Genomic DNA, 26,371 nt, shown 5'->3' with positions numbered 1-26,371 from the left:
AGCGGAACTTGTACTATAGAATGACGGTGTAACGTCGCTGTAGAGCAGGTTTTTTGAGGTGAGAATGCAGTGACATTATAATGGGATGGAACGGATGATCTATAGTTCTCGTATTAGAACAGAAGTTATGATAAAGGTTTAAGGAAGAAAGGGGCGTTCTCATGAGTTTTATGGATAAATTCAAAGCCGGAGTTGCAGAGGCCGGCAGCAAAGCAAAGACCTTAGTCGATATCAATCGCTTGAAGCTGCAGAATAACAGCAAAAAGAGTGATATTGAAGAGCAGTATCAAGAGATCGGCAAGCTTGTCTTTGATTCAATAGAAGAAGGAAGCTGGCCGCTCACGAAGGAGCAGTTGAAACCCCAAATCAATCAAATTTTGCAATTAAAGTGGGAGATTGAACAAAACCTGCTGCAGATTAAAAACCTGGGAGATGAAAAGATATGTAAATCCTGCGGGAATCAGGTGTCAATCAATGACCGATTCTGTTCAAAATGCGGGTATACGTTTGAAATTGAACTTGAACCGATTCAAGTTATAGAATTGAACGAAGGTTCCGGCTATGATGGGGATACTTTGGTTGTTCCTGACCCGTTACAAAAGAAGGAAGATCAGTAGGTTATTAATTTTAAAATAGCCTATACGATTCTAAAACTGTTAAATTGATGAGGCTAGAACAACAAAAACGGCCACCGAATAATCGGTGACCGCTTTTTTAAGCTAATCCAAAGTGCTTTTCAATCTTGGAAAGCATCTCTTCTTTTGTCGTAGATGTATTTCTAATAAAGTATTGCACCCCATGTTGCTTAGCTTGCAGTAAGTAATGATTCGAGGTTTTTACTATATTATTTAAGGTTTCAGTTTTGGCACGTTCAGGTTCCGATAAAGTTGGAAAAATGTCCTCCATACCCTTTACATGATCACGCTTGAAGTAATCCGTTCGGATAAGGTCATCTTCCGCAAATACATACGCAATCCGATTGTTGTCTGCAATGGATTTAAGAAAATCCGGTGCGATGTCAGTATCAACAATGATAGGCTTTTCGCTGCCCATTTGAAGAAGATCTAAAATGATAAATTCAACGCTTTCCTCGAACGCCGTATTGAGCCACTGATTTCTATCGTTGTCTTTTCCTAAAAAGTACCATTCCCAATCCACAAAATGTCTTAATATGGCAGGATGGTCCTGAGGGTTAGCTTTCTGCTGATAATTAAAGGTTTGGTCATCAGAAGAATAGCACTTCATCCCCCACTTGGAGGAAATCATACGTGTCATGGTGCTTTTGCCTCCACATGGGCCGCCACAAATCCAATAAACGTGTTCAAGATAGCGTCTTAACAAACGGTCAGAAATTTTCACCGGTCAATCCCCCTGTAATTTTTATTCGTTAATGTCGGGGGACTTTCTTATTCTGCTTGCATGAAATGACCATGTTGCTGGCACAGGCATACACCACCTTTAATGTAGTCTCCGATATTATCTCAAATATTTTTCTTCAATACCACAAAAAACCAATATATAGTATTATGTTGTTTATTAGTGGAGGGAGTGATTGAAGCGAATGAAGAGAAAAACGAGGTTATTATCCATTATGCTTGTAACCGCTTTCTTTGTTTCTGGGTGTGGTCTTATTGGAAGCCCTCCGGACAAACGATCCCCTACAATTCACAATTCCCAGACCGTAAGTATCGTTATATCGAACCTGGGTATGACATTTCCTTCAGGGATGGACGAGAATGACAACCGTTATCTGAATTATATTGAGGAAGAAACCGGGCTCGAAATTCAGGTCACTACACCCCCTCCGGAAGTATACAATGAAAAGCTTGACGTGATTATGTCTTCGGGAAATTTACCGGATATGATGCATGCCTATGAGCCGGTCTGGTTTGGCAATTATGCGAAGCAAGGGGCGTTTATGCCACTAGATGACCTGATTGATCGGTATGGACCCAACCTGAAGGAGAAAATTCCCTCAGAGATTTGGGACCGGGTACGGTACGGCGGAAAAATTTATGCGGTTCCAAGTCTGAATGAAGTAAGTGGTGTGGAGCTGGTCTATGCGAGAAAGGACTGGCTTGATCGGCTCGGCCTTAAGCCTCCTGTTACACTGGATGAGTATTACGAGGTCATTCGGGCGTTTACTCAGGATGACCCGGACGGTAATGGTATTGATGATACTATGGGTCTTATTTTTACTGCCAATCTGGGACGGTCAGCTCCGTTCTTCGGTGCATTCGGAACACAGATTAATTCCTGGTTTGAACAGAATGGGAAGCTAGTGAATGGAAACATTCTCCCAGAGACGAAAGAGGCGCTTGCCTATCTGGCGAAGCTTTATAAGGAGGGGCTTCTGGATCGGGAATTCCCATTAAACCTACAAAACAATTTGTACGAGAAAATTGAAAATGGAACGGTAGGTCTGTTCTCTGCAGCCTGGTATGATACCCGAGGTCCGATTGCTGATAATATGAAGAAAGATCCGAACGCACAGTGGATCGCCCTGGAATATCCTACAGGACCGAACGGCCTGAAGGGAGTCTATGATAAAGACATCATTCGGGGATATAACGTCATTCCGGCCAGGTCACAGAATGCCGAATCGGTTATTAAAATGCTGGATTTTATTGTAAGTGACTATAAAAATTTGAAGTTAGGTTTTGAGAACGAAATATGGCGTTTGGAGAATGGCAGGATGGTCACGAACTTTGAGAAGCACGATGAGCATTTATACCGGGGAATTTATCAATCACTGGTGGATGTGCCGGATCCTGTGTTGTTTAGGGAACGCCTGGACTCGCTTGGAGACTTTCAATTATACACCAACTTGGAAATAATTAAGAAAAGCGTCATTAAAAATGAGTTTTATGGGATACCGACTCCGACTATGAGCAAGTATGACAAGAAGCTGGGTGAACTGCAAGATATTTTCACGAGGATCATCATGGGAATTGAGCCCATTGAATCTTTTGACACTTACGTAGAGCGATGGAAACAAGAGGGAGGAGAGGAAATTACGAAAGAAGTTAACGAGTGGTACAGAAATAGAGACCGTACGAGGTTGGAGGATGGTCTGAATGAATAATCTGTTCCGCTGGATTCGTGAGCGATTTTCACAAAATATCCAAACAAGGCTGACGGGGTACTTCCTGCTGATTTTGCTGCCGCTCGTCATTATCAGCTTGTTTGCAGTTGAGAGGTCACGTGACATTTTGTATGAGCAGGCCGTGGAAAGAACTGAAATGGCGTTAGCTTCAGCCTTGAACCACTTCGATCTGGCATTGCAAAATGTGGAGGAGATTTCAACGTTAATTGCAGCTGACCCTGGTATGAATGAACTGCTCAATAAAAATGATACTTCCTTTTCTCCAAAATCCATCGTTGATTTCTCGAATATCCTTGGGCAGTTAGCCAATTCCGTTTCTGTCAACCGTTTTGTGTCTCACATTTCTATATATCATCAAGCATCAAACATGTTCATCTCGACCAATTTTGGCGGCCGGAAGCTGACCTCTGAGCCTCAGCAGGAATGGTTAGTAGAATCGGCCAGAAGAAACGGAACCGGGATTTCCTATATCATGGCAGATTATCTCGTTACAAATGATTTAACATTCGGAAAAATGACGAGCACGGATACGATTTCTTTAATCCGCTCCATGGACTTGTATAATCCGGAACGCCAGTCGAATTTGCTGATCGTGAATTTCAACAGAAGCAAGCTGCTGAATATTCTCAAAACACTTCTCCCTACGGAGAACAGCTGGATATCCTTACTGAATGAGAAGGGGGATGTCATCATTGAAACAGGCAGTGCAGGAGAACAAGAAGGATTGTCTGAGGATGAGATGTTGGTTACAAAAGACTCCGAATATTCCCTGTGGCGGCTTGCTCTGGTTCAACCGAAGAAAGAGCTTTACCATGAGACTGACCAGCTCCGTCTATATACCTTTACGATTATCGGCATCAGCATTTTGCTTGCCATCATTATTTCATGGGTTGTATACAGTGGGATAGCAGCTCCCGTACTGAAATTGTCCCGCGGGATGAAGAGGCTTAGCCATGGAGAAATGAACGTTCACATTGAAGACAAAAGAAAGGATGAATTCGGCTTTCTTATTCATTCTTTTAATCGAATGGTGTCGGACCAGAAGCATTTGATCGAGGACCATTACGAGCAGCAGCTCCGTTTGAAGACAACTGAACTGAAATTTTTACAATCTCAGATTAATCCGCATTTTCTATACAATACGCTGGATTCAATCTACTGGACAGCGAAAAATTACGAAGCTGAAGAGATCAGTGAAATGGTTATGAACCTGTCGAAGTTTTTCCGCTTAAGCTTGAATAAGGGCAGACAGGTGTTTTCGATCGAAGAGAGTATTGTGCATCTTCATTATTATATCCGGATTCAGCAGCTCAGGTTTTTGGACAATTTTACGGTGGAGTACCGGATTGAAGAGGAGAGCAAGGCTATTCCCATTTTGAAGCTGCTGCTTCAGCCATTGGTGGAGAATGCGATCATTCACGGTATGGAAGGCAAATCATCAGGCGGTTCTCTTATCGTCTCTAGCAGGATTGATCAGCAGAAATATGTCAATATCAGTGTTCAAGATAATGGTCCTGGAATCGGGGAGGATAGGCTGGAATATATCCGCAATGAGCTCAGCCGTATGGGCTCACGCAATTTTCCGTCTCTTTCGCAGGATGAAGAATACATAAAGGATCTGTTTGGTCTGCGCAACGTGTTTACGCGAATGAGATTGTATTACGGTAAGGAGTCAGACATGACACTTGAAAGTACACCAGGGATCGGTACGACCGTTACGATCTCCATTCCACTTGATCGCTGCGAAATGGAACGAGAGGGGACAACAGAATGAATTTGATGATTGTGGAAGATGAACCTCGGCTAAGAAATTCGCTTGCCAATAATATTCCTTGGGAAGAACATGGTATCGACATTGTGGGTTTGGCATCCAATGGTGTGGAGGCGCTTCAAATTGCGGAACGCAAGATGCCGGATATCATGCTTGTTGATGTTCAAATGCCGGAAATGGATGGCTTGACGCTGATTAGTAAGCTCAAGGAACGTCAGGCAGGAAGAGCCCTCATCAAGATGATCATATTGAGCGGTCATGATAATTTTGAATTTGCGCAGCAAGCGATGGAGAACGGAGTATCGAAGTATTTGCTTAAACCTGCAGGAGAGACGGTAATACTGAAGGCCGTCTTAGAGGCGAGAGACCAGCTGCGGTTCGATCTGGAGCAGTGGAAAATGACCGTAGAGCTGGAGCAGAAGTGGAAAGATAACCTTCCGAATCTGCAAAATAATCTGATGATCAATTGGGTACGCGGCAAATATACGAGCAGGGAAGTACTTGCCAAGAGTAGAGAGCTGTATATGGACATAAAAGAGGATGATCAGCTCGCAGTGGCTGTTATTGATCTTGATCCGATTCCTGTCGACAATACAAGGTTCGGATTGGGAGATACAGAGCTGTTGCAATTTACAATGTATTGTTTGGCTAAGGAAATTTTGCCCCATTCTTTCTGCCGGGTATGCACTGACCCGGATTATGATCTGATGCTTGTTTTTGGGGCTGATCCGCTCCGTAATCCGAAGGATGTTATGCTGCACATCAACAGCACGGTCGTTAAGCTGCTGTCCCAGACGAAGGAAATATTAAAATTGACCGCAAGTGCGGGTATTTGTGCAGGTACAGGCGGGATCGAAGACATGTGCCATATGTATTCGCAGGCCTGTAGAGCATTACAAGAACGAGTCGTCTACGGCCATGACATCGCTATTCCTTACCGAGAAGAGCAGAGCACGAACAGGCAGGATATGTCTGGGTTGTCTTCACTGGAGAAGCAGCTTGAAATTGCACTCGAAACGGCGGATGAGGATCATGCGATGAGGGCATTATCCCAATTGTGGGAGGAGGGCTTTTCGCAGACCGAATCATCTGAGGAATTCCATGAAGCTGTGTTATACATGAACAGTTTGTTTACCCGGCTCATCCTGAAGCAGGGCTGGAGGATCAGGCATGTGGTGGAAGAGGATATTGTATATTTTCAAAACATTAAGCTGCTGAACACCAAAATGCAAACATGGTCCTGGCTCGTGAGGACGGTTCAGAAGATTACAGATTACATGAGGCAGCAGCGCAAGACAACGAGCCATCAGGTTGTGAAGGAAATTCTCTCTCTGATCGATAAGGAGATTGATCAGGACATCACGCTTCATACGGTAGCTGACCGGATGTACGTTAATTCCTCGTACCTAAGTCGTTTGTTTAAACAGGAGATGGGTACGGCCTTCTCAGCATATGTTCTGGAACAAAAGATGGAACGGGCAAAGCGGGTTTTGCAGGAAGGTCACAAGGTTTATGATGCGGCCCGTTTGGTCGGTTACCGTGATGTTAGTTATTTTACGAAAGTGTTTCGCAAGTATTGGGGGGTGAATCCCGGCGAATTCAAACTGTAATTTAGATCAGATTAAAGAAGAAGTCTGGGGCATTCGAGGTGGTCTGTTATTAGCCATCTTGGATGCCTCTTTTTTAAATATAAGAAGGTATAAAAATGAACATCAAATTACCAGAAACAGTAATGAGTGTCGTCTACCCGAATGTCCTCTGTAAAACTAAAATTTATAGTAACAAACGTACTCATACCAACGGAAGAGGGGGAAGTATATGAAGCCTGGAACAAATAAGCTGCCCATGCCCCATCCAAAGCGCGGATATATGCCGCGTCTGTGGTCGGATATATGGAAGGAATGGGACTTGTATCTGCTGCTTGTACCCGGGATCCTATTCATATTGCTGTTTAAGTACACACCTATGTACGGAATTGTTATCGCTTTCAAAGATTTTAATATTTTCACGGGCTTGGCGGACAGTCCTTGGGTAGGGTGGAAAAATTTTGAGAAGTTATTCACCTCCCCGGATTTTGCGCTCGTGTTTAAGAACACGGTTATTATTAGCCTTCTAAAAATTGTGATCTTATTTCCACTCCCGATCATCATCGCTCTTATGCTGAACGAGATGAAAAACATGATTTTTAAACGCTCGGTGCAGACGGTCATTTATCTCCCACACTTCTTGTCATGGGTTATCGTTAGCGGTTTGTTTATCGATCTGTTATCTACGAATGGCGGGCTGGTCAATAAGTTGCTTGTCTCGCTTAATCTCGAACCTATTGCCTTCTTCCTTGATAACAGTGTATTCCGCAGTGTACTGATCACTTCTGCGGGGTGGAAGGAAACCGGCTGGAGCACGATCGTTTATCTCGCCGCCTTCAGCAGCATCGATCCGGTGCTGTATGAAGCCGCTAAAATTGATGGATCCGGAAAATGGAAGCAATTATGGCATATTACACTTCCTGGTATTGCCCCGATTATTATTCTGATGTTCATTCTGCGTCTAGGAAGCATATTGGAAGCAGGAACCGAACAGATACTGACCATGTACAATCCGGTCGTTTATAAAGTTTCTGATGTTATTGGTACTTACGTGTATAGACAGGGCCTTGGCAATCAGGACTACAGCTTTACGACGGCAGTCGGTCTGTTCGAGGCGGTTATTTCGTTCACACTCGTTATCGTCGGTAATTCATTAAGTAAGAAATACTTGCAACGGGGAATTTGGTGATGAAAGGGGGGAGCGAAAATGAAAAATCACGCCTTACGGACGAGAAACGGTGCTGGGCTTAGCGGAACAGTTAAAACCTCATTCGGAGAAAGGTGCTTCGCAGCCTTCAATTATTTCTTTTTCATCTTGATGGGAATCACAACGCTAGTTCCTTTTGTGAATCTGATCGCCAAATCCTTGAGCAGCGAGGAAGCGGTCATCTCTGGAAGAGTCGGTCTGCTGCCGGTCGGCGTACAATTTGAAACCTATAAATATGTGTTGCAGAATTCCATGTTTCTAACGTCTTTAAAAACGTCAGTGCTCCTCACGGTTATCGGTACGATTCTGAGCCTAACGATGACAACGATTACCGCTTATCCGTTATCCAAAGTCAGGTTGAGAGGGAGAAAGTGGCTGTTGTTGATGTTTGTATTCACGATGCTGTTCAGCGGCGGACTGATTCCTACATACCTGCTGATGCACAACCTGAACCTGCTCAACACACTGGCGGTGCTGTTTTTGCCGGCGATGGTGAACGTGTTTAACATGCTTATCATTAAAAATTACTTTGAAGGGCTGCCAGATTCACTTGAGGAATCTGCGAAGCTGGACGGAGCAGGTAATATCCGAATTCTGATCTATATCATGCTGCCGTTGTCCCTGCCGGTGCTCGCAACGATTGCTCTTTTCTTTGCGGTCGCGTTCTGGAACGATTTTTTTGCCGCCATGATCTATATTACCAGTCCGGAACTGAAGCCGCTGCAGCTGTACCTGAAGGAATTGTTTGTTTCCACCAGTGGAGATTTCCTGAAAAACAATGTGGATGCAGCCATTAACATGACATCGCAGTCCATTCAGGCATCATCGATTCTTCTGGCTACCTTGCCGATTCTGATCGTATACCCTTTCCTGCAAAAATACTTCGTCAAGGGTGTGCTTGTAGGTTCGGTTAAAGGTTAAACGTCAACTATTTAAAGGCGGTGATGCCCTGGTCATGTGATGGTTTAGTTTCCCTGATATCCATTTCCAAGGAGGTTATACGATGATTAAAAAATCAGCGATGCTTGCCGTGCTTCTAGGTTTTAGTTTAGCCGTTTCAGGCTGTGGCGGCGGGTCCACAAAGACAGAAAGTGAAACACCGAAAGCCGAAACACCGAAAACCGCTTCTGAAGGTCAGAAGGAAGACACCAAGCCGGGAATACGCATGATTATGCAATATGGACTATTTGATCCGAGTAAAGAATTTACGAGTCAATTAATTAAAGAGAAGACTGGCTACGATGTTCAGTACGAAATGCTTCCTGCAGAAAACCCCGATGAGAAGTTGAATTTATTAGTAGCGAATAAAGAAAGTTTTGATGTGATGAAACTTAATTCGGCTCAATTTTATAATCTCGCAACAGCAGGCGCTCTCGAACCTCTTGATGAACTACTTGAAGCTCACGGAAACAATATCAATCAGGCGATCAAGCCTGAATCTTGGGGAAGTGCGACGATTGACGGCAAGAAGTATGCCATTCCTGAAGTGGGTTCGGGCATAGCCGTCGGCGAAGAACTGATTGTGCGTCAGGATTGGATGGATGAGCTTGGCCTCTCGATGCCTACCAACCCAGATGAGCTTTATACCGTTCTTAAGACGATTAAGGAAAAGAAAAATATTACCCCGCTTACGGGCGGCAATAAAGATTCGCTCTACGGAGATATCGCATGGGCTTTCGGCGTGTTGACGGATTGGAAAGAAGTTGATGGAAAGCTGGTCCATAAAGCAGAACTTCCGGAAATGAAAGAGTTCATTGCTTATATGAATAAGCTCTACACTGAGGGATTGCTTGATACGGAGATGCCTATCAATACCGCCCAGAAAGCCATTGAGAAATTTACAAGTGGTAAAGCGGCCGTTTACAAGCTGGCCTGGTGGAATGCCGGAACTACAATTTCAGCGTTAGAACAGAATTCCCCGGATGCCAAGGTGTCGATAATCCCTTACCTTAAAGGAAAGGACGGCAAGGCTGTGGCTGGTGTTGACGCTAAAACGACCTGGTTTATCGCGATTCCGAAAGCGTCCAAAAATAAGGAAGAAGCGATGAAGTTTCTGAATGCAAAGATGGAGCCGGAAACGTTTAAGGAACTTGCTATCGGAAAAGAAGGAGTCCATCACGAAGTGAAAGATGGAAAATATTACCCGATCCTGCCAAAATTCAACGAAGATCTGGGCAACGGAAGTTCATTCTTAACCGGAGTTGACGAAGAGAAGTATCCGATTTATTGGCAGGCCCGTGTTCGTAAAGATCCTGTATTGCAATCGTACTTTGAAACGTACCAGAAAAATGCGGAAGGTATCATTGTGATTGATCCAATGTCAACTGCACCGCCGATTGAAGCAGTCTCTAAAAACACCTTGAAGCTGAGAACGCTTCTTGATGACAATATGCTTAAATTTATATCTGGCTCGGAACCGCTGGAAGGTTATGATAAATTCCTTGAACAGTGGAGAGCTGAGGGAGGAGCCGATATGGTCAAGGCGGCGAATGAATGGTACCAGTCCGCCAAATAATGATGACATGACCCTAAAAAGCAGTTGCGTGTGCAGCTGCTTTTTTTCAAAATCAATCATTGTGAGAAAGGTGGTATCGTAATGAACAAAAATTTCCGGAGACGGCTGGCATCATTATTGAGTCTGACTTTAATCCTTTCTCTGGTGACTCCGTGGGGTTCTGACGTGTCTGCACAGACTAGCGGAACACCTCAACCCGAAAGTATATCATTGGTTTCTCAAGATGGACAACAACAGCTAATGCTGACAGATATTAATGCAGATGAGAACATACTGGCCCAGAAAAGTGATTATCTGGCAGTATTCACAAGCGGAGCCAGAGTTACGGATGACGTTTACGATGAACAAGTGTTCATCAAAACACATGACGTGGCCGTTGTAGTGGATGCCTCCGGAATCGTACAGAAGAAATACGGCCCGGATGGGGATCCGCCGACTGCGTGGGATCCTGATGAAGAGGTCATGATCCCGAAAGGAGGTTACATCGTCGTAGCTGGCGGCAGTTCGTGGGATGCCTCCATTCATCAGAAACCGTTATTTCACCACTATGGGGTTGGAGATAAAATCAAACTGATGCGTGGTGAAACGGAAGTTACAGCTGGGGATTTTCTGAAGCCGTCTCCTGAGCCGGAGCCAGAACCAGAACCAGAACCAGAACCAGAACCGAACCCAGAGCCGGGAACGAAGCCGGAGCTGGTTGTGAATACCCCTTCGGAAACCATTGTTACGATTCCCTTGGTCGAAGTCAGCGGTTATGTGAAGAATTACACGGAGGAGAATGGCATGAAGATTACGATTAACGATAAGATAACACCGATTGCAGCCGGCGGAAGCTTCCGGATGAACGTGTATTTAAATCCCGGTCCTAACCCGATTACAGTCCGGCTATTGGATAACCAGGGGGAACTTGCTACAGTTTCGCTGAATGCTATTTATGATACTTCGGAGCAAACCGAGGATTATATCGAGGTGGAAGCCGCGCCTGCGGACATCACCATAGGTGTGCAGGGACCTCGAAAGAGACTGAGTTATATCGATAAAGACGTAACTGGCATTGAGAACATTATCGCTTTGTTTACGAGCGACTTCGGTGCATCCATTGTAGTTCCTAAGTTTAATGTGGCAGTACAGGTCGATGTAAACAACCGAGTGCTGCAGGTCATCAATCCGTCCGTGAACGGTAAACCTCCAGTGTGGGCCGGGCCGACAGAGCTTGCAATACCAGAGGGCGGATATGTTCTAATGGCACAGGACAACAGTTATGCAGGTAATGATATTAAACGGTTCTTGGCTGAAAAGTTTAAAGCCGGCGATATGATCAAACTCCGGAAGAACGGAGAAGTAGTAAGTGTCAAAGATTTGATGAGCGGAAACGGCTGGATCGCGAAGCTGGTTTTGGATAACGCGCCGATGTACACGGTCATAGAAAACCAAACTTCGGTAACCGGCAGAATTGAAAATATGGATGATCCGTCAGCGATTCGTCTTATGGTCAATGATAGAGAAGTTCCTTTTGGTGAAGATGGGACTTTTACTTATTCTTATTCACTGCAGGCAGGCACGAATTACATTGATGTGAAGGTGCTTAAAAATGGTACCGAGCAGGATAAGCGTAGCATTGTTGTATTTAACAGACCCGGATTCACCTCTGATAAGGAAGTGATCCTGTGGGTTGACCAGGCGGCTAATGCAAAGAAATTCAAAACCAGTGAGAATGTACGTGAATTTCTTGAGCAAGCCAAGAACGGTGGTACTACAGCGGTTGTATTCGATGTGAAGGGAGTGGAGGGATACGCTTCGTATAAAAAGAATGATCTGACGGGGCGTCCTTACGTAAGCGAAATTAAAGCACCGCAAAAAGCCGGAGCGAGTCCCGATCTGGATCTTCTGCAAGAGTTCATTACGCATGGACACGCGCTTGGCTTGAAAATTCATGCTGCGATCAATGTTTTTGCCGAGGGTTCGATTGCGCATCAGGAATTTGCTGTGCTTAACGATCATCTGGATTGGGAAGAACGGGTTCACTTTGCTGAGAATAACGGGGAAATCAAACGACTTCGGGAGAGTGCCAAGCAAGGTTTGGTTGCTTTTGTTAACCCATCAAATGATGAGGTCAGGGAGTATGAACTGAAGACATTCAAGGAAATTATTAAAAACTATGACGTTGACGGTGTCGTTCATGACCGGGGACGTTATGATAACGAAGGGGCCGATTTCAGTAATGAAACTCGGGTCAAGTTCGAACAGTTTTTGTCCGCTAGAGGCAAGCAACTTGTCAATTGGCCGAATGATATTTTTTACTATGAGAATAATGTCCGTGTGAATGGACCGCTGATCCAGGATTGGTGGGAATTCCGGTCGGGAACGATTCAAAGCTTTTTTGGAGAGGTAAAAGCGATGGTCGATTCCTATGAAGCTGAGTCCGGTAGGGAAATAAAGGTTTCCTCTTATGTCGGATCGTGGTATGAGACATATTTTTTGAATGGCGTGAACTGGGGCAGTAAAAATTTCCGTTTTGACCCTAGGCTTGGTCTGCTGGATGAGTCTGTGTATACGCCTGAATATTACGAAACAGGGTACATTGAATATTTGGATTTTCTCATGATTGGTGCTTATCAGACGACCAGCCAAGAGGTCAAAAAGTACATTACACTCGGTAATATCGTAACCAATGGAGAAATTCCACTATATGCGGGTATTGCCTTAACGAATGTGCAGACACCCGCCATGCAGCGCGAAGTGTTCCAGGCAGGTCTCAGTACGACCAACGGGCTAATGCTGTTTGATGCTTCTCAGGTCAATTGGCCGATTGTGTCAGCAGCGTTGCAGGATCGGGAGTGGGTCAAGGATTATCAGCTTGGCACGAGCCTGCCTGGAAATCCGACTGGATTTATGGAGGGCAACTTCTATAATGTGAATCGGGTGGAAGGCAACATCAATGTCATGACAGAGGAATTCGGTTATTCAACGGGAACCAACCGCTTCGGCGTTGAGGTGGTTGTTAATGCCTCCGGCGAAGTAACCCATGTGGTGAACAGGGATCAGGCTATACGCTGGAGCTGGGGCTCACCGGAAGAGAACAACAGTGTTATTCCGCCTGGAGGATTTGTTATTTCAACCGTAGATCCTTCGGGAATCCGGACCAATCGGCAGCTAGTTGCCAATGCATACAATAAGGGTGACCAAGTACGTTCAGCGGTATTAAGTGGACTTCTGGACGATGAAGGAAAGCAGACGGCGAACAGCTCGGTGACGGTGGAAGGCCATGTAAAAGTACTCGGACCAGGTAATGTCTCTGTACAGTTTAACGGACAGCCAGCGACGGTGAAAGCGAATGGGGATTTTACGGCTTCGATTCCGCTTTCGACGGGTTCTAATAGAATAACCTTTGACGTGTATGTGGATCAATTGAAGACGAACAGCAAATCGCTGGATATCGTAAGAACCTCGAATGGTGGGGAAACAGGACCAGAAAACCCTGGTAATCCCGGCAGTCCAGGCAGTCCTGTAATTTCAACCACGCCTTCGGTTCCAACACCTCCTGTAGCGCCTGAGCGTTTGACGGTTAAACAGGAGACCGGTAGAGACGGTCGTACAGTGACACGTGCTGACGTCAATCTGGAGCTAATGCTTAAGGAAGTCGAACAGTTGGCAAAAGGGGAAGCGACATCGCGTAAACTACAATACACCCTGAAGGATAAAGGGGATGTTGTTGAGATCAACTTGCCCGTTAGCGGATTAATTACAGCAGTTAGGAAGCTCTCAGCAGGGGAGATTGTAATAGATACGCCATATGGACATCTCCAAATACCGCTGAGCAGCTTACAGAAAGCAGTATCGGCGGGGAAAGATACTAAAATGCTGACGGTAAGGATTGGGAAGTTAGAAGATCAGCAGGAAAAACGGTTGAATGCCCGATTGGCTCTGGAAGGAACGTCTAAGATCGGGCAAACGGTAGATTTGGAGTTGGTGTTTAAGCAGGAAGAAGCGGAGTTGAAGTTCCCTGGCTTTAGTGGGGGATACGCTAAATTCGCAATGAATTTGCCAGGTGGAAACGATCTGTCCCGAATTTCGGCGTTCAAATACGATCTGGCATCCGACCGAACCACTTTTGTTCCGTCACGTATTAAAACGAAGGAAGGACAGTCTTATGCCGAACTCATCCTGTCGGATGGTGGTATAGTGTCCATAGGGACACGGGAGAAGAGTTTCAATGACTTAAGCGGTCATTGGGCACAGAAAGATATTATGCTGCTTGCTTCCAGAGGGTTGATTGAAGGAGTGGATTCGGTCCGATTCGCACCGAATAAACCGGTCACTCGCGCTGAATTCACATCACTCCTCGTGCGGTCGCTCGGTCTGAAGAAACAGTCTGATTCGGGCGTCTCCTTCAATGATGTGCATAAGGAGGACTGGTTCGCGGACGCCATAGAAACAGCTGCTGGCCTGGGACTTATCGAAGGCTTTGTGAATGGCGAGTTCCGTCCGAATGAGCAGATTACGCGCGAACAGATGAGTGCTTTGCTAGTACGGGCGCTTAAAATGGCAGGTAAAGAGCTTGATACAACAGGAGCGAAAGAAACTTTGCGAGGATTCGAGGATGCGGAAGGGATCGGGGCATGGTCTGAAACTGCAGTTGCTGCAGTTGTTAAAGCAGGACTCATGAAAGGACGATCTGCAAGCCGTTTTGTTCCCCAGGCACATTCGACCCGGGCGGAAGCAGCTGCGGTGTTGAAAAGAATGCTCCAGTCAGCAGGTTTTATTGACGGGTAAAAGCTAGGGTGACGATTCGCTAAATAGAAAAGGAATATGAAAAAGGTATAAAAAAGGGGGTGTCCGAGGTCTATTGACCTGGGGCACCCCTCATTTTTTCGCAAAGAATAAGGCTCATCACCAAAGTGCTTGGCCATTGTTAAATTGACTGGGTTGCAAACACTCTTAATGCATTTACTGATCTGCCTAACGTTTGAATGGGTAGTTACACTTATCAAACATGATGTGATAAGTGTAATGTTGTACGTTATACAACACTGGAGAAGCAGAACGGTCAGGCCCCCGAATATTGGACACTTTGTAAAGGAACTTGTAGTGAACGCACTATACCGCGATTTTAAACGCGTTCACTTCATTTTTCTTAAGTTTTTCAGCGAATTCGACAGGCGAGTACCCATACAAGCTCATATGGATTCTTCGATTATTGTAGAAGTCCATGAATCGGTCCAGCACCATAAATGCTTCTTGAAAGTCCGTAAAAATATGGCGCTTAAAACACTCCCGTTCTAAGATGCTGTGAAACGACTCAATGAACGCGTTCTTGTTTGGGCTGCGATTCGGTGTACGTTCATGAATAATAAATTCTTTGTGTGTCTCGAAGAACTTTCCAAATTTGTGACTCTTAAACTGAGGGCCATTATCCGTTCGGATTACTAACTCTTTCTCTTGAGAGAAGATATTTCGTTTGATTAATGCTTTATAAAGCGTATCAACAAGACTTTTTGTAAGGCACTCCTTGCCGCGATACTGCCCCACTACGTTGCGGTCGTATACATCGATAATACTTGCCGTATAGAAGTAACGCTGTAGGCCAGCAATATAGCCGTATTTAACGTCCATCTGCCACAACTGGTTCGGACCGGTTACTTCCATATTGTTAGCTAGACGGCGTGGATAGGCCGCTTTCTGCTCTTTAGGTTTGCCTAGAATATCGAGTTCTTTACAAAGTCGGTATACCTTTTTCTTGTTGATCTTAATAGCGTGCCGTCTACGTAACACAAGAGTGATTTTTCGATATCCGTAAGCAGATTCTTCACCTTCAAGAAGTTTTAAGATTATCTGTTTAATTCGTCCATCACTTACTTTTTTGCCGTTAAACGTGACGGAATAACCTGGCTTTGGGCGCCCAGATTTATTTGATTGTTTTGAATTGGTAGTGGTCTTACGTTGATAATAGTAAGTAGACCGAGGCACATTACACAGCTTCAGGATCTTGCTTACCGGATAACCTTTTAGGATCCATTGCCGGGCCACTTCCATTGGATGTGTGGATGAGTTTTTTTACAAGGTCTCGGAGGATGGCTATCTCCAGTTCTTTTTCCCCAATTAACTTGGTGGCTTGTTCATACTTTTCTTTCCAATCACCTGTAGTTTGAGGTTGAACTTCAAGTCTGTCCATGTTCTTCTTTCTACTCATCGTCATCTCCACCTCATCTCGATATTGTTTAACCCATTTATATAATGAGTAAGGGGAGAGGCCATGTTTTCGTGCTGTTAGTGCTACATTCCCCCGTTCAAGTGCTTCTTCGACGACCTGTATCCGCAGCTCGTCGAACTTACTATGTTGTACTCTCATAGTGACTGCCTCCAGATAAATTAATTGTATATTATTTATTCTGAAAGTGTCCAAGTTGATTAGGGGGCTTTATAGCTATTGATGTATGGAATACAACAATCCGTCTTTCACCGCTATATGATGGATTAAAGTTGCATTTTATACAACATTCACTGAATCCTGTTGGATGATATGAGTAGCTACATCCCACCGCGTATGTAGGAATATAAGTAGTAACATTCTACACATAAGGAGGTTTGTTGTGTCCATGCCAGTCCAGCAAAAAAAACGGAGGCAAGAGCGATTGTAGGAACGATTCGCACGCGTAGCGTCTTACAACAGACAAAAAGGGGCGTCCAAGGTCAAAGGACCTTTTGGGACACCCCTCTTGTTTATCGAATCAATCAAAGACAATTTCCTTGCCCTGCTTGCTAGATTCATAGACGCCGCACAGAATCTTCATCATTTCCACACCGTCGCCTACAGGACTGATGGTGGATTGTTTGCCCTGACAAACCTCGATGAAGTAATCGATTTCGTCTTGGAATCCTTGAATAAAGTCAAAGCTTAGATTGTTAATCTGTGGTGTCGTATTCAGGATCGTATTATGCTTCTCGGTGATGATGGTCAGACGGGGCTCGAGCTCCACGCCGCCGTTCTCACCGTATAGCTTTACGGTCAGCTCGTCTTCCTTGGCGTGGAGAGTAAAGCTAACGTCAACCAGGAGAGAGGCACCATTATCAAACCGGATTAATGCGTTGGCCATATCCTCCACGGTGTTGTGCTCGGCATTATAGTCTGCTGCTTTATAAAAGTTCAGATTTTGAATGTTCGATCGGTTTCCAAGCTTGTTGTAAGTATTTCCGCTGATCGATTTTACTTTTTGGTTTACCCATAAGGTACCAGCATAAATCGATAACGTGAACCCCGACATCGATCAGAGGCCCGCCGCCGGAGCGTTCAGTGTCCGAGAACCAACCGCCGGGGTTGCCCAGCCTGCGGATGCAAGAAGCTTTTGCATAATAAATCGGGCCAATATCACCGTTGTCCATGAACTGCTTGACGATTCGTGTGTTGGAGGCATACCGGCGTACGAATCCAACCTGAAGCGTTTTTCCGGATTGCTCTACCGCTTGTTCAACGGCTAACGCTTCATCTACAGATTTGCAGAGAGGCTTCTCCACAAGCACGTTTTTACCGGCCTGAAGGGCAGCTATACTAATTTCTGCGTGTGAGTTGTTCCAAGTGCAGATGCTTACAGCATCAATGTCCGGATTAGCAAGGAGCTCTTTGTAGTCGGAATAGACAAAAGGAATATCGTATTTCTCAGCCTTGGCCTGTGCTCGCTCCACTTTCAAATCACATACCGCGTACAGGATGGCTTGCGGATTCTGCTGATAAGATTTCAGGTGCATTTCAGAGATGCTTCCTGCTCCGATGACACCGATTCGTATGACTTCACTCATTGTTTATTCACCTCTGCTATAGATATAGGATACAGACCACGGATTTTTGAATTAAACGGAATGTATGGTCGGCCACTGAAGCTCGATACCTTCTTGAGTAAGTCTCTTCTGGAATTGGGAAAGCTCGGTTTCATCGTTACGAACGGCAGTAGGAGGCAGATTTCGGTCCAGGCAATAGCTTGCACAGTAACCGGCAGCCTCCCCGATGTTCCACTCCACTGGATGCAGTCGGTAGCATCCATTCGTAATGTGGGTAACACCGATGTTTTTGCAAGCGGCGAGTACGTTGGTCACCCGTTTCGGAATCAAGCTGCCGAGCGGGATCTGAAAGGGCAGAGAAGATATATCAATATAGGGCTGGCCAGCTGTGCTCGGATGCAGATCTATGCGGTAACATCCGATGCCAACGGAATCGTGGAACGTTTCTGCTTTCCCGTCTGGACGACTATTCGTAGCGACATGCTGCTCCAGTACGGTAAACTCTGCTTGAATCCTCCTTGATTCACGTATGTAAGGATACATCGCTAGGCCGTCCTCGGTACCAACGACATCTGGTCTAAGCCGCAGACCGGGATAACCCTGCTTGCCGTCCGGACGGGGCGCTTCGGTCTGCAGCCAATAGAGCAGAGAAAGGCTAAGCTGCTTAGCGCCATATAAGTGGCGGCGGCGCTCCTCCTCACTAACATCGATCACAGAGCCTAGCCAGTAGTCGTTTTGAGGCCAATTGATGAGCGAAATCGGACTCTGGAATGCTCCTTCCTGAAAAAGCTTCTGATTGAGGATTTGCCGGTACATGAACAAAGAAAACTTTTCCGTGTCTGGGAAAATCTCATATCTTACAGGTTCCATCGTTGCAGGTTTTACACCACTAAGACTTAGCAGGTGATCGGGCCAGAACTCAGGTTTGTAATCACACCAAAATGAATACTGTTCCGGCTTGTCAATGGTATGATCCTCATTCTCCATATAATCAACTGCGTAACAGTAGGTAAAGCCCTGCATATCCATTGGCATTGCTTCCCCGTCAACCGCATGTGGTTCACCGGTCTCTGCCTTGGATTCCGCTCCAGTGACATATTCCACGCCTGCAGCTGGAAGAAGATCACCGCATTCTGTTGCATCCAAGTACATAGGTGCATGTAATATCACACGTACATCCGTGTTGAGGCTCTTGACGGTTACGCTACTGACCTGATCTCCAGTAACTTCGGCCTGCTCTAACACATACTCATACATAATTTTTAATCTTCCGCTGTGTATATAAGGGGCGAGCATTTCTTGCAACACGGCTAGAGCCGTACGGGGCTCATGACACAACCGGCTTACAATCCCGCCTCCGGGATTCAGGTGGATATCTGCTCTGGCCGCTGCCGTTAAGGGAAAGTGATTGCGATAATACTGCCTTACTCCCTCACGAAACTGACGATAGCTGCGCGTGCAGCCAAACGATTCAATCCATGGATGCTCATCTGGCGGTACAGCTTGACTTGTGAGCTGGCCACCAATCCAGCGGGTCTCTTCTGTCATAATTACGTTTTTTCCTGATTTGGCAGCTGCAAGTGCGGCAGCCGTACCACCGGTGCCGCCTCCGAGAATAACGATGTCCGCATGCAGTTCTTTTACCATCGGCGCAAACGCTCCTTTTTTGCTTGATAGGATAAAGATGCTATCCCTCTTCCATCCTAAGGCTACACGTTAGCCTGATTATGGAATAACTATACTTATTGTAAAAGTTCATCTGATGGAAATGTACGGGGGGAAGGTGACCTTTTTTGGTAAAATGATGCTTTCTTAAACAATAAGATGAGGTAGAATTCCTGTACATGCACTTCTGGGCCTCTGCCCACATACAATGAACAGACTAGAACCGAGCGCGATAAAGGGTCGGTTGCATTGTATTCTGCAGGAGGTGTCCCCAGTGCCTGGACTGTTTACCGCAATTGCTTTGTTCATTAAAGAATTGAGCCTACTCGTATCGTATGTGAAAAATAATGCGTTTCCCCAGCCCTTGACCGAGGAAGAGGAAGCGAGGCATCTGCTTCTTATGGCGGAAGGTGACCCCAATTCCCGCAACAAGCTCATTGAGCATAACCTCAGGCTGGTGGCCCACATTGTCAAAAAATTCGATAATACGGGCGAGGATCTGGAAGATCTGATTTCGATCGGAACGATCGGTCTGATTAAGGCAATAGAGAGCTTTCGACCAAACAAAGGGACGAAGCTTGCGACATTTGCCGCGCGTTGTATAGAAAATGAGATACTAATGCATCTTCGTTCCCTGAAGAAGACCCGCAAGGACGTATCTCTTCATGATCCGATTGGAACGGATAAAGAGGGCAATGAAATCACTTTGATAGATATCCTTGGCTCAGAGGCTGATGATATTGTGGATGCGGTGCAGTTGAAGATTGAAAAGAGCAAGATTTACCGCAATCTGGACATTTTGGACGACCGGGAGAAGGAAGTGGTCATCGGGCGTTTCGGCCTTGAAGCAGGCGGTGAGGAACGGACGCAGCGGGAGATCGCGAAGGAGCTCGGGATTTCGCGTAGCTATGTATCACGGATTGAGAAGCGGGCATTGATGAAGTTGTATCATGAGTTTTATAAGGCGAAGCGGTGAGGTAAGAAATTGCCTGTAGGAATGAGACTTCAAATGTCTCGATCCTGCAGGTTGTTTATGTTTTTAATAAGAAATTCCAAAATCACTGAATTATCTGTATAGCTTGAAGCAGATATAAAATGCGCTGTACTGTGGTATACTCGAACTATAAGTGGGAAATGAGGTGTTTGTGTAATTATGAATCTTACGAAGGACCTTGCTAAATTGATCCGGTTAACGGGTGACCGGGCGAAGTTGGATGCTAAAGCAAATGGAACATATATTGTATATAAGACAAATGAGGGGCAAATTGTTAGAGAATATAGTACGGGTAAGATCGAGAAAATGAATGAACAGGATTTCACACATGAATGAGATAAATGTAACAATGTATGTGTTTGCAGGTAATAATGGAAGTGGTAAGAGCACAATCCGCAACTTGATTGTTGACCGGCTTGGAGTCAGTGTGAATATTGATCCAGATGCACTAGCCCGCAAAATCAATAACGGGCATCCTGAAAAGAGTAAAGTATCCGCTGGAAAAGAAGCTATAAGAATAGCCAGAGAATGTATCAGAAATAAGTGGGACTTCACTGTGGAAACCACTTTAGCGGGTGGTAACGTTATAAGGCAGATGAGAGATGCAAAGGAACAAGGCTTTGAAATCATTATGTTTTATGTGGGATTAGGTGATATTCTGATATCTCACTGAGACCTGATTGATCAATTAATTGTTGTTGATAAAAGTAAAGCTAATGGAGAGTTTATTTTTGAAGCAGATAAAAGCGGATAAAATATTATTTAAATGAACTGCCTGAATGGACACAAGAAATTAATCGGAAACTACAAAATAATTATAAAACACATAAGTAAACCAATTCGAATCGGAAACGATCGTAATTGGTTTATTTTTTTGACATCGCATCGTGCCCACAACCTCAAAAAATTCGACAATACAGGCGAAGACATGGAGGACCTCATCTCCATTGGTACAATTGGGCTAATCAGGGCCATTGAGAGTTACTGTCCGAACAAGGGCACGAAGCTGGCCACGTTCGCGGCCCGGAAATTTTAGACGATAGAAAGAAACTTGAATATCGAGATCTGTTAAATCAGTGTGTGAAGAACTTTGGATTACACCTAAACTGAACATTTTTTCGAGTTTTACTACAAAGTGTATAGAACATGTATATCAGTATATCAAAAAGGAGTACGCCACTGGTAAATATACAGTGCATACTCCTTTTGTCATTAACTAGACTTACATCACACCACAACTTTTTCCATTACTTGATAGAATTGACTGTTATACAAGTCTGCATAGAAGCCCCCCTGTTTCAGTAACCGCTCGTGGGTGCCCTTTTCAATCATACTACCATTGTTCATTACTAGAATAAGATCGGCGTCTCGAATCGTAGATAATCGATGTGCAATTACGAAGCTTGTTCTACCTTTCATCAGCTCATTCATGGCTTTCTGAATGTAAATTTCAGTACGCGTATCTACGCTACTCGTCGCTTCGTCTAAAATAAGAATCGACGGATTTGCAAGGATGGCTCTGGCAATCGTCAGGAGTTGCTTCTGACCATGAGAAATATTGGAGGCTTCTTCATTCAGAATCGTATTATACCCATCCGGAAGGGTCCGAATGAAATGATCCGCATGGGCTGCTTTAGAAGCTGTAATGATCTCCTCTTCCGTAGCTCCTTCGCGGCCATAAGCGATATTATCTCGAATCGTACCATTAAAGAGCCAAGTGTCTTGAAGAACCATACCGAACTTACTGCGAAGGTCACCGCGCTTCATATCGGTGATATTCACACCATCAATCTTAATCGCCCCACCATTCAATTCATAGAAACGCATAAAAAGATTGATGAGTGTCGTCTTTCCTGCTCCTGTCGGCCCTACAATGGCAATGCTCTGTCCGGGTGACACATCAATGTTCATATCTTTGATAAGCATTGAATCTTCTTTGTACCCAAAATTAACATGTTCAAATTGAACCGCGCCTCGAGGATACATAACCATTTTAGCATTCTGAATTTCTGGCACTTCTTCTTGCTCATCCAAGAGTTCAAATACACGTTCAGCACATGCTATTGTTGATTGAATGATGTTGGCAATGTTTGCTGTTTGAGCAATCGGTTGCGAGAATTGTCTCGTATACTGAATAAATGCTTGTACATCCCCGATTTTGATTTTTCCATTAGAGACAAAGATACCACCGACGACACACACAAATACATAACCAATATTACTAACGAAACTCATTAATGGCATAATCATTCCAGAAAGGAATTGGGCCTTCCAACCAGAAAGGTACAAGTTCTCATTGATTTCGTCAAAATCCTTTAACGTTTGCTCTTCGAGTCCAAATGCCTTTACAATCTTATGTCCTGTGTACATTTCCTCAACGTGTCCATTCATATCACCCAGAGACTTCTGTTGTCCCTTAAAATACTTCTGTGATCGAGTAGCCACACCTTTTACAACAAGCACACTTAGAGGTAAGGTGACAATGGTAATAAGCGTCAACCATGGACTGATCGTCAGCATCATGACAATGACCCCGACAATGGTCACAACCGATGTAATAAGCTGAGCTAAACTTTGTTGTAGTGTTGTACTGATATTATCGACATCATTTGTAGCGCGACTCAGAATTTCGCCATGTGTCTGGGAATCGAAATACTTGAGCGGCAAGCGAGATAACTTACTGTTAATCTGCGCCCGCATATCGAGTACAACTTTCTGAGCAACACCAGCCATCAGATACTGTTGTATATAACTGAATAGCGCACTGATGATATAAAAACCAGCCAGAATCAGCAAAATTTGAGTGATATAATGGAAATCTATTTTGGCATTTGGGACACCTTTACTCATCGCAATGATGCCTTCAAATAATTTAGTTGTTGCTTTCCCCAGAATTTTGGGGCTTACAATACTAAATATAGTACTTAGTATTGCCATCAATAAAATGAATATCAATGTAATCTTGCGAGGTTTTAGATACTGAATCAATCGCTTTAAAGATCCCTTGAAGTTTTTAGCCTTCTCTCCGGGCATAATACTTGCTGGTCCACCTTGGCTGCGACTTCGTCCAGCAGGCCTGTTTTTTCTTTCCTTTTCACTCATGCGCTTTCCTCCTCTGACAACTGTGAGGATACAATCTCACGATACACATCACAGGTATCCATTAACTCTCGATGTGTACCTATTCCGACAATGCCACCATTATCCAACACGATAATTCGATCTGCATCCATCACGGTACTTACTCTCTGTGCTACTAAGAGTACCGTAGCATTCATAGTAACTTCTTTCAGGGCGGTACGAAGCTTTGCATCTGTCTTCATATCTAGCGCTGAGAAGCTATCGTCAAATACATATACTTCTGGCTGCCTAACCAATGCACGAGCGATAGATAGCCGTTGTTTTTGACCACCTGAGACATTACCGCCACCTTGCGCAATCTCGGATTGGAATCCGTCCTTCATATTGGATATAAATTCGGTAGCCTGTGCAATGTCAGCCGCACGTTGTATCTCTTCATCATTAGCATTCTTTTTACCGTAACGAATATTATCTGCAATAGTACCGGTGAAGAGCAATGACTTCTGGGGAACGAAACCAATCTTCTCCCGTAATTGTTCCTGAGAAAGTTCTCGGACATCCACACCATCTAAAAGCACTTTTCCGCTGCCTACATCATAGAAGCGCGGGATAAGACTCAACAGTGTGGATTTACCTGATCCGGTGCCACCAATAATTGCGGTTGTCTCACCCGGTCCGGCATCAAAGGAAATGTTAGAAATCGCTGGTTGCTCTGCACCAGGATAATGGAATGTTACGTCTTTAAATGAGAGGTAGCCCCTTTGAAGATTGGCTTGTTTAGGTTGTGAGGGGTCATTAATTTCCGGTACCTTGTCCAATACCTCATTAATCCGAATAGCCGAAGCAGAAGCTCTTGGAAGGATAACAAAGATAACGGATACCATGATAAGCGAGAATATAATTTGTGTCGCGTATTGAATAAATGCCATTAAAGATCCCACTTGCATATCGCCGTTACTTATACGAACCCCGCCAAACCAGACAATGGCAATGGTTGAGAAATTCATAACTAACATCATGATCGGCATCATAGCTGCCATAATTTTGTTTACTTTAACCGCTGTGTTTGTTAAATCTACATTGGCATCTTCAAAGCGCTTGGTCTCATGTTCAGTACGATTGAACGAGCGAATCACTCGCATTCCTGTAAGATTCTCACGTAAAACGCGGTTCAACGTATCTAACTTCACCTGCATAGATTTAAATAGTGGAAGTCCCCTCAGCGCTATAATCGCAATGGCTGCAACAAGTACAGGAATGATGACCACAATAACAAGCGATAACTCGGCATCTTTATTTACGGCCATGATCATACCGCCAATACACATCATCGGTGCACTGATCATCATACGAAGAAGCATAATGAGCACTTGCTGAACTTGATAGATATCATTTGTGCTTCGGGTAATTAAAGATGCTGTACCAAACGTATCGAACTCCTGCAGGGAGAAATTCTGTACATGACGGTACATTTTACTCCGTAATTTTTGGCCGAATCTTATAGCCACACGTGAAGAGCAATAGCTTACTCCAATAGAACAAATCGCTCCAATGGCTGCAAATATTAGCATGATACCGCCAATTTTCCAGATATACGGGATATCACCGTTAATGATCCCTTTATCTACGATGTCCGCCATTAGTGTAGGTAAGTACAAGTCTGATAAAGACTGCATAAAGACCAATGCGAACACCACTAGGATTGGAAGCCGAAAGGGCTTCAAATACCTAAATAATTTCATCATATTATTCATCCCCATTTTCAGTCAGACTCACGTTTATATGCTCAAAACAGCCATGAGCTTTAGTGAGTAAACCTGCTAGTTTATCACTTTCTTATATACCTAAGAATTGAATTTACCCGCTAAATGAAGTCTCTGTTACCGTCACTCTTCTTGCGTAGTTCTTTAAGAACCGCTCTTCATCTCTAATTTCTTATGTATTTGTGTAACTTTTGGAGATATGACATCTAGCATTTCACTAATTTCAGAACTCTAAAACCTGCTTGATTTAGCCTTCCCCTCCTCTTTAAGCAGAGCATAAGCATCATTCTTTGGGTTTGACGGCCTTAGTATGCACGGTGTCTAAACTCAGCTTTATTAAATCTCTTTATGGCTATGGAAATAAATAACTTCTCAGCATTTACTATTACGGAAGTGTGTTCACCTCTTAGTCATTTAATATTTTCGGTACTAATGTAGTATAATTTCAATCTGAATAAAATGTCAATATTTGTCTGGAATTTAAAATAAAAACCAAAAATTCATTTTTAAAGGTAGAGGGATGAAGCCTGTGTAAGGTTTTATGTGGAATTAAACAACTATTAATTGAATAATGTGGCATTTTATCAAAAAAAGTAATTTGATGGATTTACTTCTTCTGTTATTTTATGGTATGATTATGGCGTTATATAGCTATTTAGTAAAAATAATACATAATTTGTCTTTATTATACAAAAAATGAACTTAATGCGGCTGTTGATATCTTCGCTAAATAAATGCTATTCAAACGTTAGGTTTGGTCTACATCGACGTTAGAATATATTGCAGTGAAGCGTGAAACAGTCTCTAAGGAGGATGTTTATCTTGCTCTGTTTATGTGGCACGTAGCAAATAGTGAAATGAAAAAGGCAAAGAACAGGTCCCACATGTAGAACCCTAGAAAAGTTCCTAG

The 26,371-nt window shown here is 44.2% G+C and carries 17 protein-coding genes and 2 pseudogenes; 12 read left to right on the top strand and 7 right to left on the bottom strand.

Annotation, left to right across the window (positions count from 1 at the left end; translation table 11 throughout):
- Nucleotides 1–170 precede the first annotated feature (170 nt).
- Nucleotides 171–617 carry a zinc-ribbon domain-containing protein gene (locus tag B9N86_RS21565; protein WP_244562789.1) on the top strand — a complete coding sequence of 149 codons (447 nt, stop codon included), beginning with the start codon at nt 171–173 and terminating at the stop codon, nt 615–617.
- Between the two features lie 97 nt (nt 618–714).
- Here B9N86_RS21565 and B9N86_RS21560 read toward each other — a convergent pair whose 3' ends face one another.
- Entirely contained in the window at nt 715–1,359 is a 645-nt protein-coding gene (locus B9N86_RS21560; RefSeq protein WP_208915190.1) for a hypothetical protein, read from the bottom strand.
- 202 nt (nt 1,360–1,561) lie between these two features.
- On the opposite strand from B9N86_RS21560, the gene B9N86_RS21555 reads away from it, so the two are divergent.
- From B9N86_RS21555 to B9N86_RS21525, 7 genes are all read left to right on the top strand, one after another.
- Nucleotides 1,562–3,085 carry an extracellular solute-binding protein gene (locus B9N86_RS21555; RefSeq protein WP_208915189.1) on the top strand — a complete coding sequence of 508 codons (1,524 nt, stop codon included), beginning with the start codon at nt 1,562–1,564 and terminating at the stop codon, nt 3,083–3,085.
- Entirely contained in the window at nt 3,078–4,880 is a 1,803-nt protein-coding gene (locus B9N86_RS21550; protein ID WP_208915188.1) for a cache domain-containing sensor histidine kinase, read from the top strand. Before B9N86_RS21555 ends, B9N86_RS21550 begins: the two co-directional genes overlap by 8 nt.
- Nucleotides 4,877–6,487, top strand: coding sequence for a response regulator transcription factor (locus B9N86_RS21545; RefSeq protein ID WP_208915187.1), 1,611 nt, complete (start codon nt 4,877–4,879; stop codon nt 6,485–6,487). The genes B9N86_RS21550 and B9N86_RS21545 overlap by 4 nt, the downstream gene beginning before the upstream one ends.
- Before the next feature lie 208 nt (nt 6,488–6,695).
- The gene (locus tag B9N86_RS21540) at nt 6,696–7,652 is read left to right on the top strand and encodes an ABC transporter permease (protein WP_208915186.1); all 957 of its coding nucleotides are present in this window, start codon (nt 6,696–6,698) and stop codon (nt 7,650–7,652) included.
- 18 nt (nt 7,653–7,670) lie between these two features.
- A complete protein-coding gene (locus B9N86_RS21535; RefSeq protein ID WP_208915185.1) occupies nt 7,671–8,591 on the top strand; it encodes a carbohydrate ABC transporter permease in 921 nt (306 codons plus the stop codon).
- Between the two features lie 82 nt (nt 8,592–8,673).
- Nucleotides 8,674–10,185 (top strand): extracellular solute-binding protein, encoded by a 1,512-nt coding sequence (locus B9N86_RS21530; RefSeq protein WP_208915184.1) that lies wholly within the window; start codon nt 8,674–8,676, stop codon nt 10,183–10,185.
- A gap of 81 nt (nt 10,186–10,266) precedes the next feature.
- Entirely contained in the window at nt 10,267–14,958 is a 4,692-nt protein-coding gene (locus B9N86_RS21525; RefSeq protein WP_208915183.1) for an S-layer homology domain-containing protein, read from the top strand.
- A 324-nt stretch (nt 14,959–15,282) separates the two neighbouring features.
- Here B9N86_RS21525 and B9N86_RS21520 read toward each other — a convergent pair whose 3' ends face one another.
- The 4 genes and pseudogenes from B9N86_RS21520 to B9N86_RS21505 all read right to left on the bottom strand — a co-directional run bounded on the left by B9N86_RS21520 (nt 15,283) and on the right by B9N86_RS21505 (nt 19,605).
- On the bottom strand, nt 15,283–16,212 hold the full coding sequence (locus B9N86_RS21520; protein WP_208915516.1) for an IS3 family transposase: 930 nt from the start codon (nt 16,210–16,212) through the stop codon (nt 15,283–15,285).
- Nucleotides 16,154–16,534 carry a transposase gene (locus tag B9N86_RS21515; RefSeq protein WP_208915181.1) on the bottom strand — a complete coding sequence of 127 codons (381 nt, stop codon included), beginning with the start codon at nt 16,532–16,534 and terminating at the stop codon, nt 16,154–16,156. The genes B9N86_RS21520 and B9N86_RS21515 overlap by 59 nt, the downstream gene beginning before the upstream one ends.
- 379 nt (nt 16,535–16,913) lie before the next feature.
- Nucleotides 16,914–17,979 (bottom strand): annotated as a pseudogene (locus B9N86_RS21510) (Gfo/Idh/MocA family protein).
- Nucleotides 17,980–18,030: 51 nt separating this feature from the next.
- Nucleotides 18,031–19,605: an FAD-dependent oxidoreductase gene (locus B9N86_RS21505; RefSeq protein WP_208915180.1), complete on the bottom strand. Its 1,575-nt coding sequence runs from the start codon at nt 19,603–19,605 to the stop codon at nt 18,031–18,033.
- A gap of 292 nt (nt 19,606–19,897) precedes the next feature.
- Between B9N86_RS21505 and sigK the strand changes: the two genes are divergently transcribed.
- The 4 genes and pseudogenes from sigK to B9N86_RS21485 form a co-directional block, all read left to right on the top strand.
- Nucleotides 19,898–20,599, top strand: coding sequence for an RNA polymerase sporulation sigma factor SigK (gene sigK, locus B9N86_RS21500; RefSeq protein WP_208915179.1), 702 nt, complete (start codon nt 19,898–19,900; stop codon nt 20,597–20,599).
- 177 nt (nt 20,600–20,776) lie between these two features.
- Entirely contained in the window at nt 20,777–20,953 is a 177-nt protein-coding gene (locus B9N86_RS21495; protein ID WP_208915178.1) for a hypothetical protein, read from the top strand.
- Nucleotides 20,946–21,290 carry a zeta toxin family protein gene (locus tag B9N86_RS21490; RefSeq protein ID WP_241932718.1) on the top strand — a complete coding sequence of 115 codons (345 nt, stop codon included), beginning with the start codon at nt 20,946–20,948 and terminating at the stop codon, nt 21,288–21,290. The genes B9N86_RS21495 and B9N86_RS21490 overlap by 8 nt, the downstream gene beginning before the upstream one ends.
- A 165-nt stretch (nt 21,291–21,455) precedes the next feature.
- A pseudogene (locus tag B9N86_RS21485) lies at nt 21,456–21,644 on the top strand (sigma factor); the annotation flags it as partial.
- Between the two features lie 200 nt (nt 21,645–21,844).
- Here B9N86_RS21485 and B9N86_RS21480 read toward each other — a convergent pair.
- Nucleotides 21,845–23,719 (bottom strand): ABC transporter ATP-binding protein, encoded by a 1,875-nt coding sequence (locus B9N86_RS21480; protein WP_208915177.1) that lies wholly within the window; start codon nt 23,717–23,719, stop codon nt 21,845–21,847.
- Nucleotides 23,716–25,443 carry an ABC transporter ATP-binding protein gene (locus B9N86_RS21475; RefSeq protein WP_208915176.1) on the bottom strand — a complete coding sequence of 576 codons (1,728 nt, stop codon included), beginning with the start codon at nt 25,441–25,443 and terminating at the stop codon, nt 23,716–23,718. Before B9N86_RS21475 ends, B9N86_RS21480 begins: the two co-directional genes overlap by 4 nt.
- Nucleotides 25,444–26,371: the final 928 nt, after the last annotated feature.

This window comes from Paenibacillus uliginis N3/975 (assembly GCF_900177425.1).
GTDB classification, from domain to species: Bacteria; Bacillota; Bacilli; order Paenibacillales; family Paenibacillaceae; genus Paenibacillus_AQ; species Paenibacillus_AQ uliginis.
The sequence above is the reverse complement of the archived record's forward strand: the minus strand, read 5'-3'. Positions and strand labels throughout refer to the sequence as shown.

Excerpts from the sequence above, each read along its gene's own strand:
- B9N86_RS21565 (WP_244562789.1), top strand. The coding sequence starts at position 171 with ATGGATAAATTCAAAGCCGGAGTTGCAGAGGCCGGCAGCAAAGCAAAG.
- B9N86_RS21555 (WP_208915189.1), top strand. The coding sequence starts at position 1,562 with ATGAAGAGAAAAACGAGGTTATTATCCATTATGCTTGTAACCGCTTTC.
- B9N86_RS21550 (WP_208915188.1), top strand. The coding sequence starts at position 3,078 with ATGAATAATCTGTTCCGCTGGATTCGTGAGCGATTTTCACAAAATATC.
- B9N86_RS21545 (WP_208915187.1), top strand. The coding sequence starts at position 4,877 with ATGAATTTGATGATTGTGGAAGATGAACCTCGGCTAAGAAATTCGCTT.
- B9N86_RS21540 (WP_208915186.1), top strand. The coding sequence starts at position 6,696 with ATGAAGCCTGGAACAAATAAGCTGCCCATGCCCCATCCAAAGCGCGGA.
- B9N86_RS21535 (WP_208915185.1), top strand. The coding sequence starts at position 7,671 with ATGAAAAATCACGCCTTACGGACGAGAAACGGTGCTGGGCTTAGCGGA.
- B9N86_RS21530 (WP_208915184.1), top strand. The coding sequence starts at position 8,674 with ATGATTAAAAAATCAGCGATGCTTGCCGTGCTTCTAGGTTTTAGTTTA.
- B9N86_RS21525 (WP_208915183.1), top strand. The coding sequence starts at position 10,267 with ATGAACAAAAATTTCCGGAGACGGCTGGCATCATTATTGAGTCTGACT.
- B9N86_RS21515 (WP_208915181.1), bottom strand. The coding sequence starts at position 16,534 with ATGAGAGTACAACATAGTAAGTTCGACGAGCTGCGGATACAGGTCGTC.
- B9N86_RS21505 (WP_208915180.1), bottom strand. The coding sequence starts at position 19,605 with ATGGTAAAAGAACTGCATGCGGACATCGTTATTCTCGGAGGCGGCACC.
- B9N86_RS21495 (WP_208915178.1), top strand. The coding sequence starts at position 20,777 with ATGAATCTTACGAAGGACCTTGCTAAATTGATCCGGTTAACGGGTGAC.
- B9N86_RS21490 (WP_241932718.1), top strand. The coding sequence starts at position 20,946 with ATGAATGAGATAAATGTAACAATGTATGTGTTTGCAGGTAATAATGGA.
- B9N86_RS21480 (WP_208915177.1), bottom strand. The coding sequence starts at position 23,719 with ATGAGTGAAAAGGAAAGAAAAAACAGGCCTGCTGGACGAAGTCGCAGC.
- B9N86_RS21475 (WP_208915176.1), bottom strand. The coding sequence starts at position 25,443 with ATGATGAAATTATTTAGGTATTTGAAGCCCTTTCGGCTTCCAATCCTA.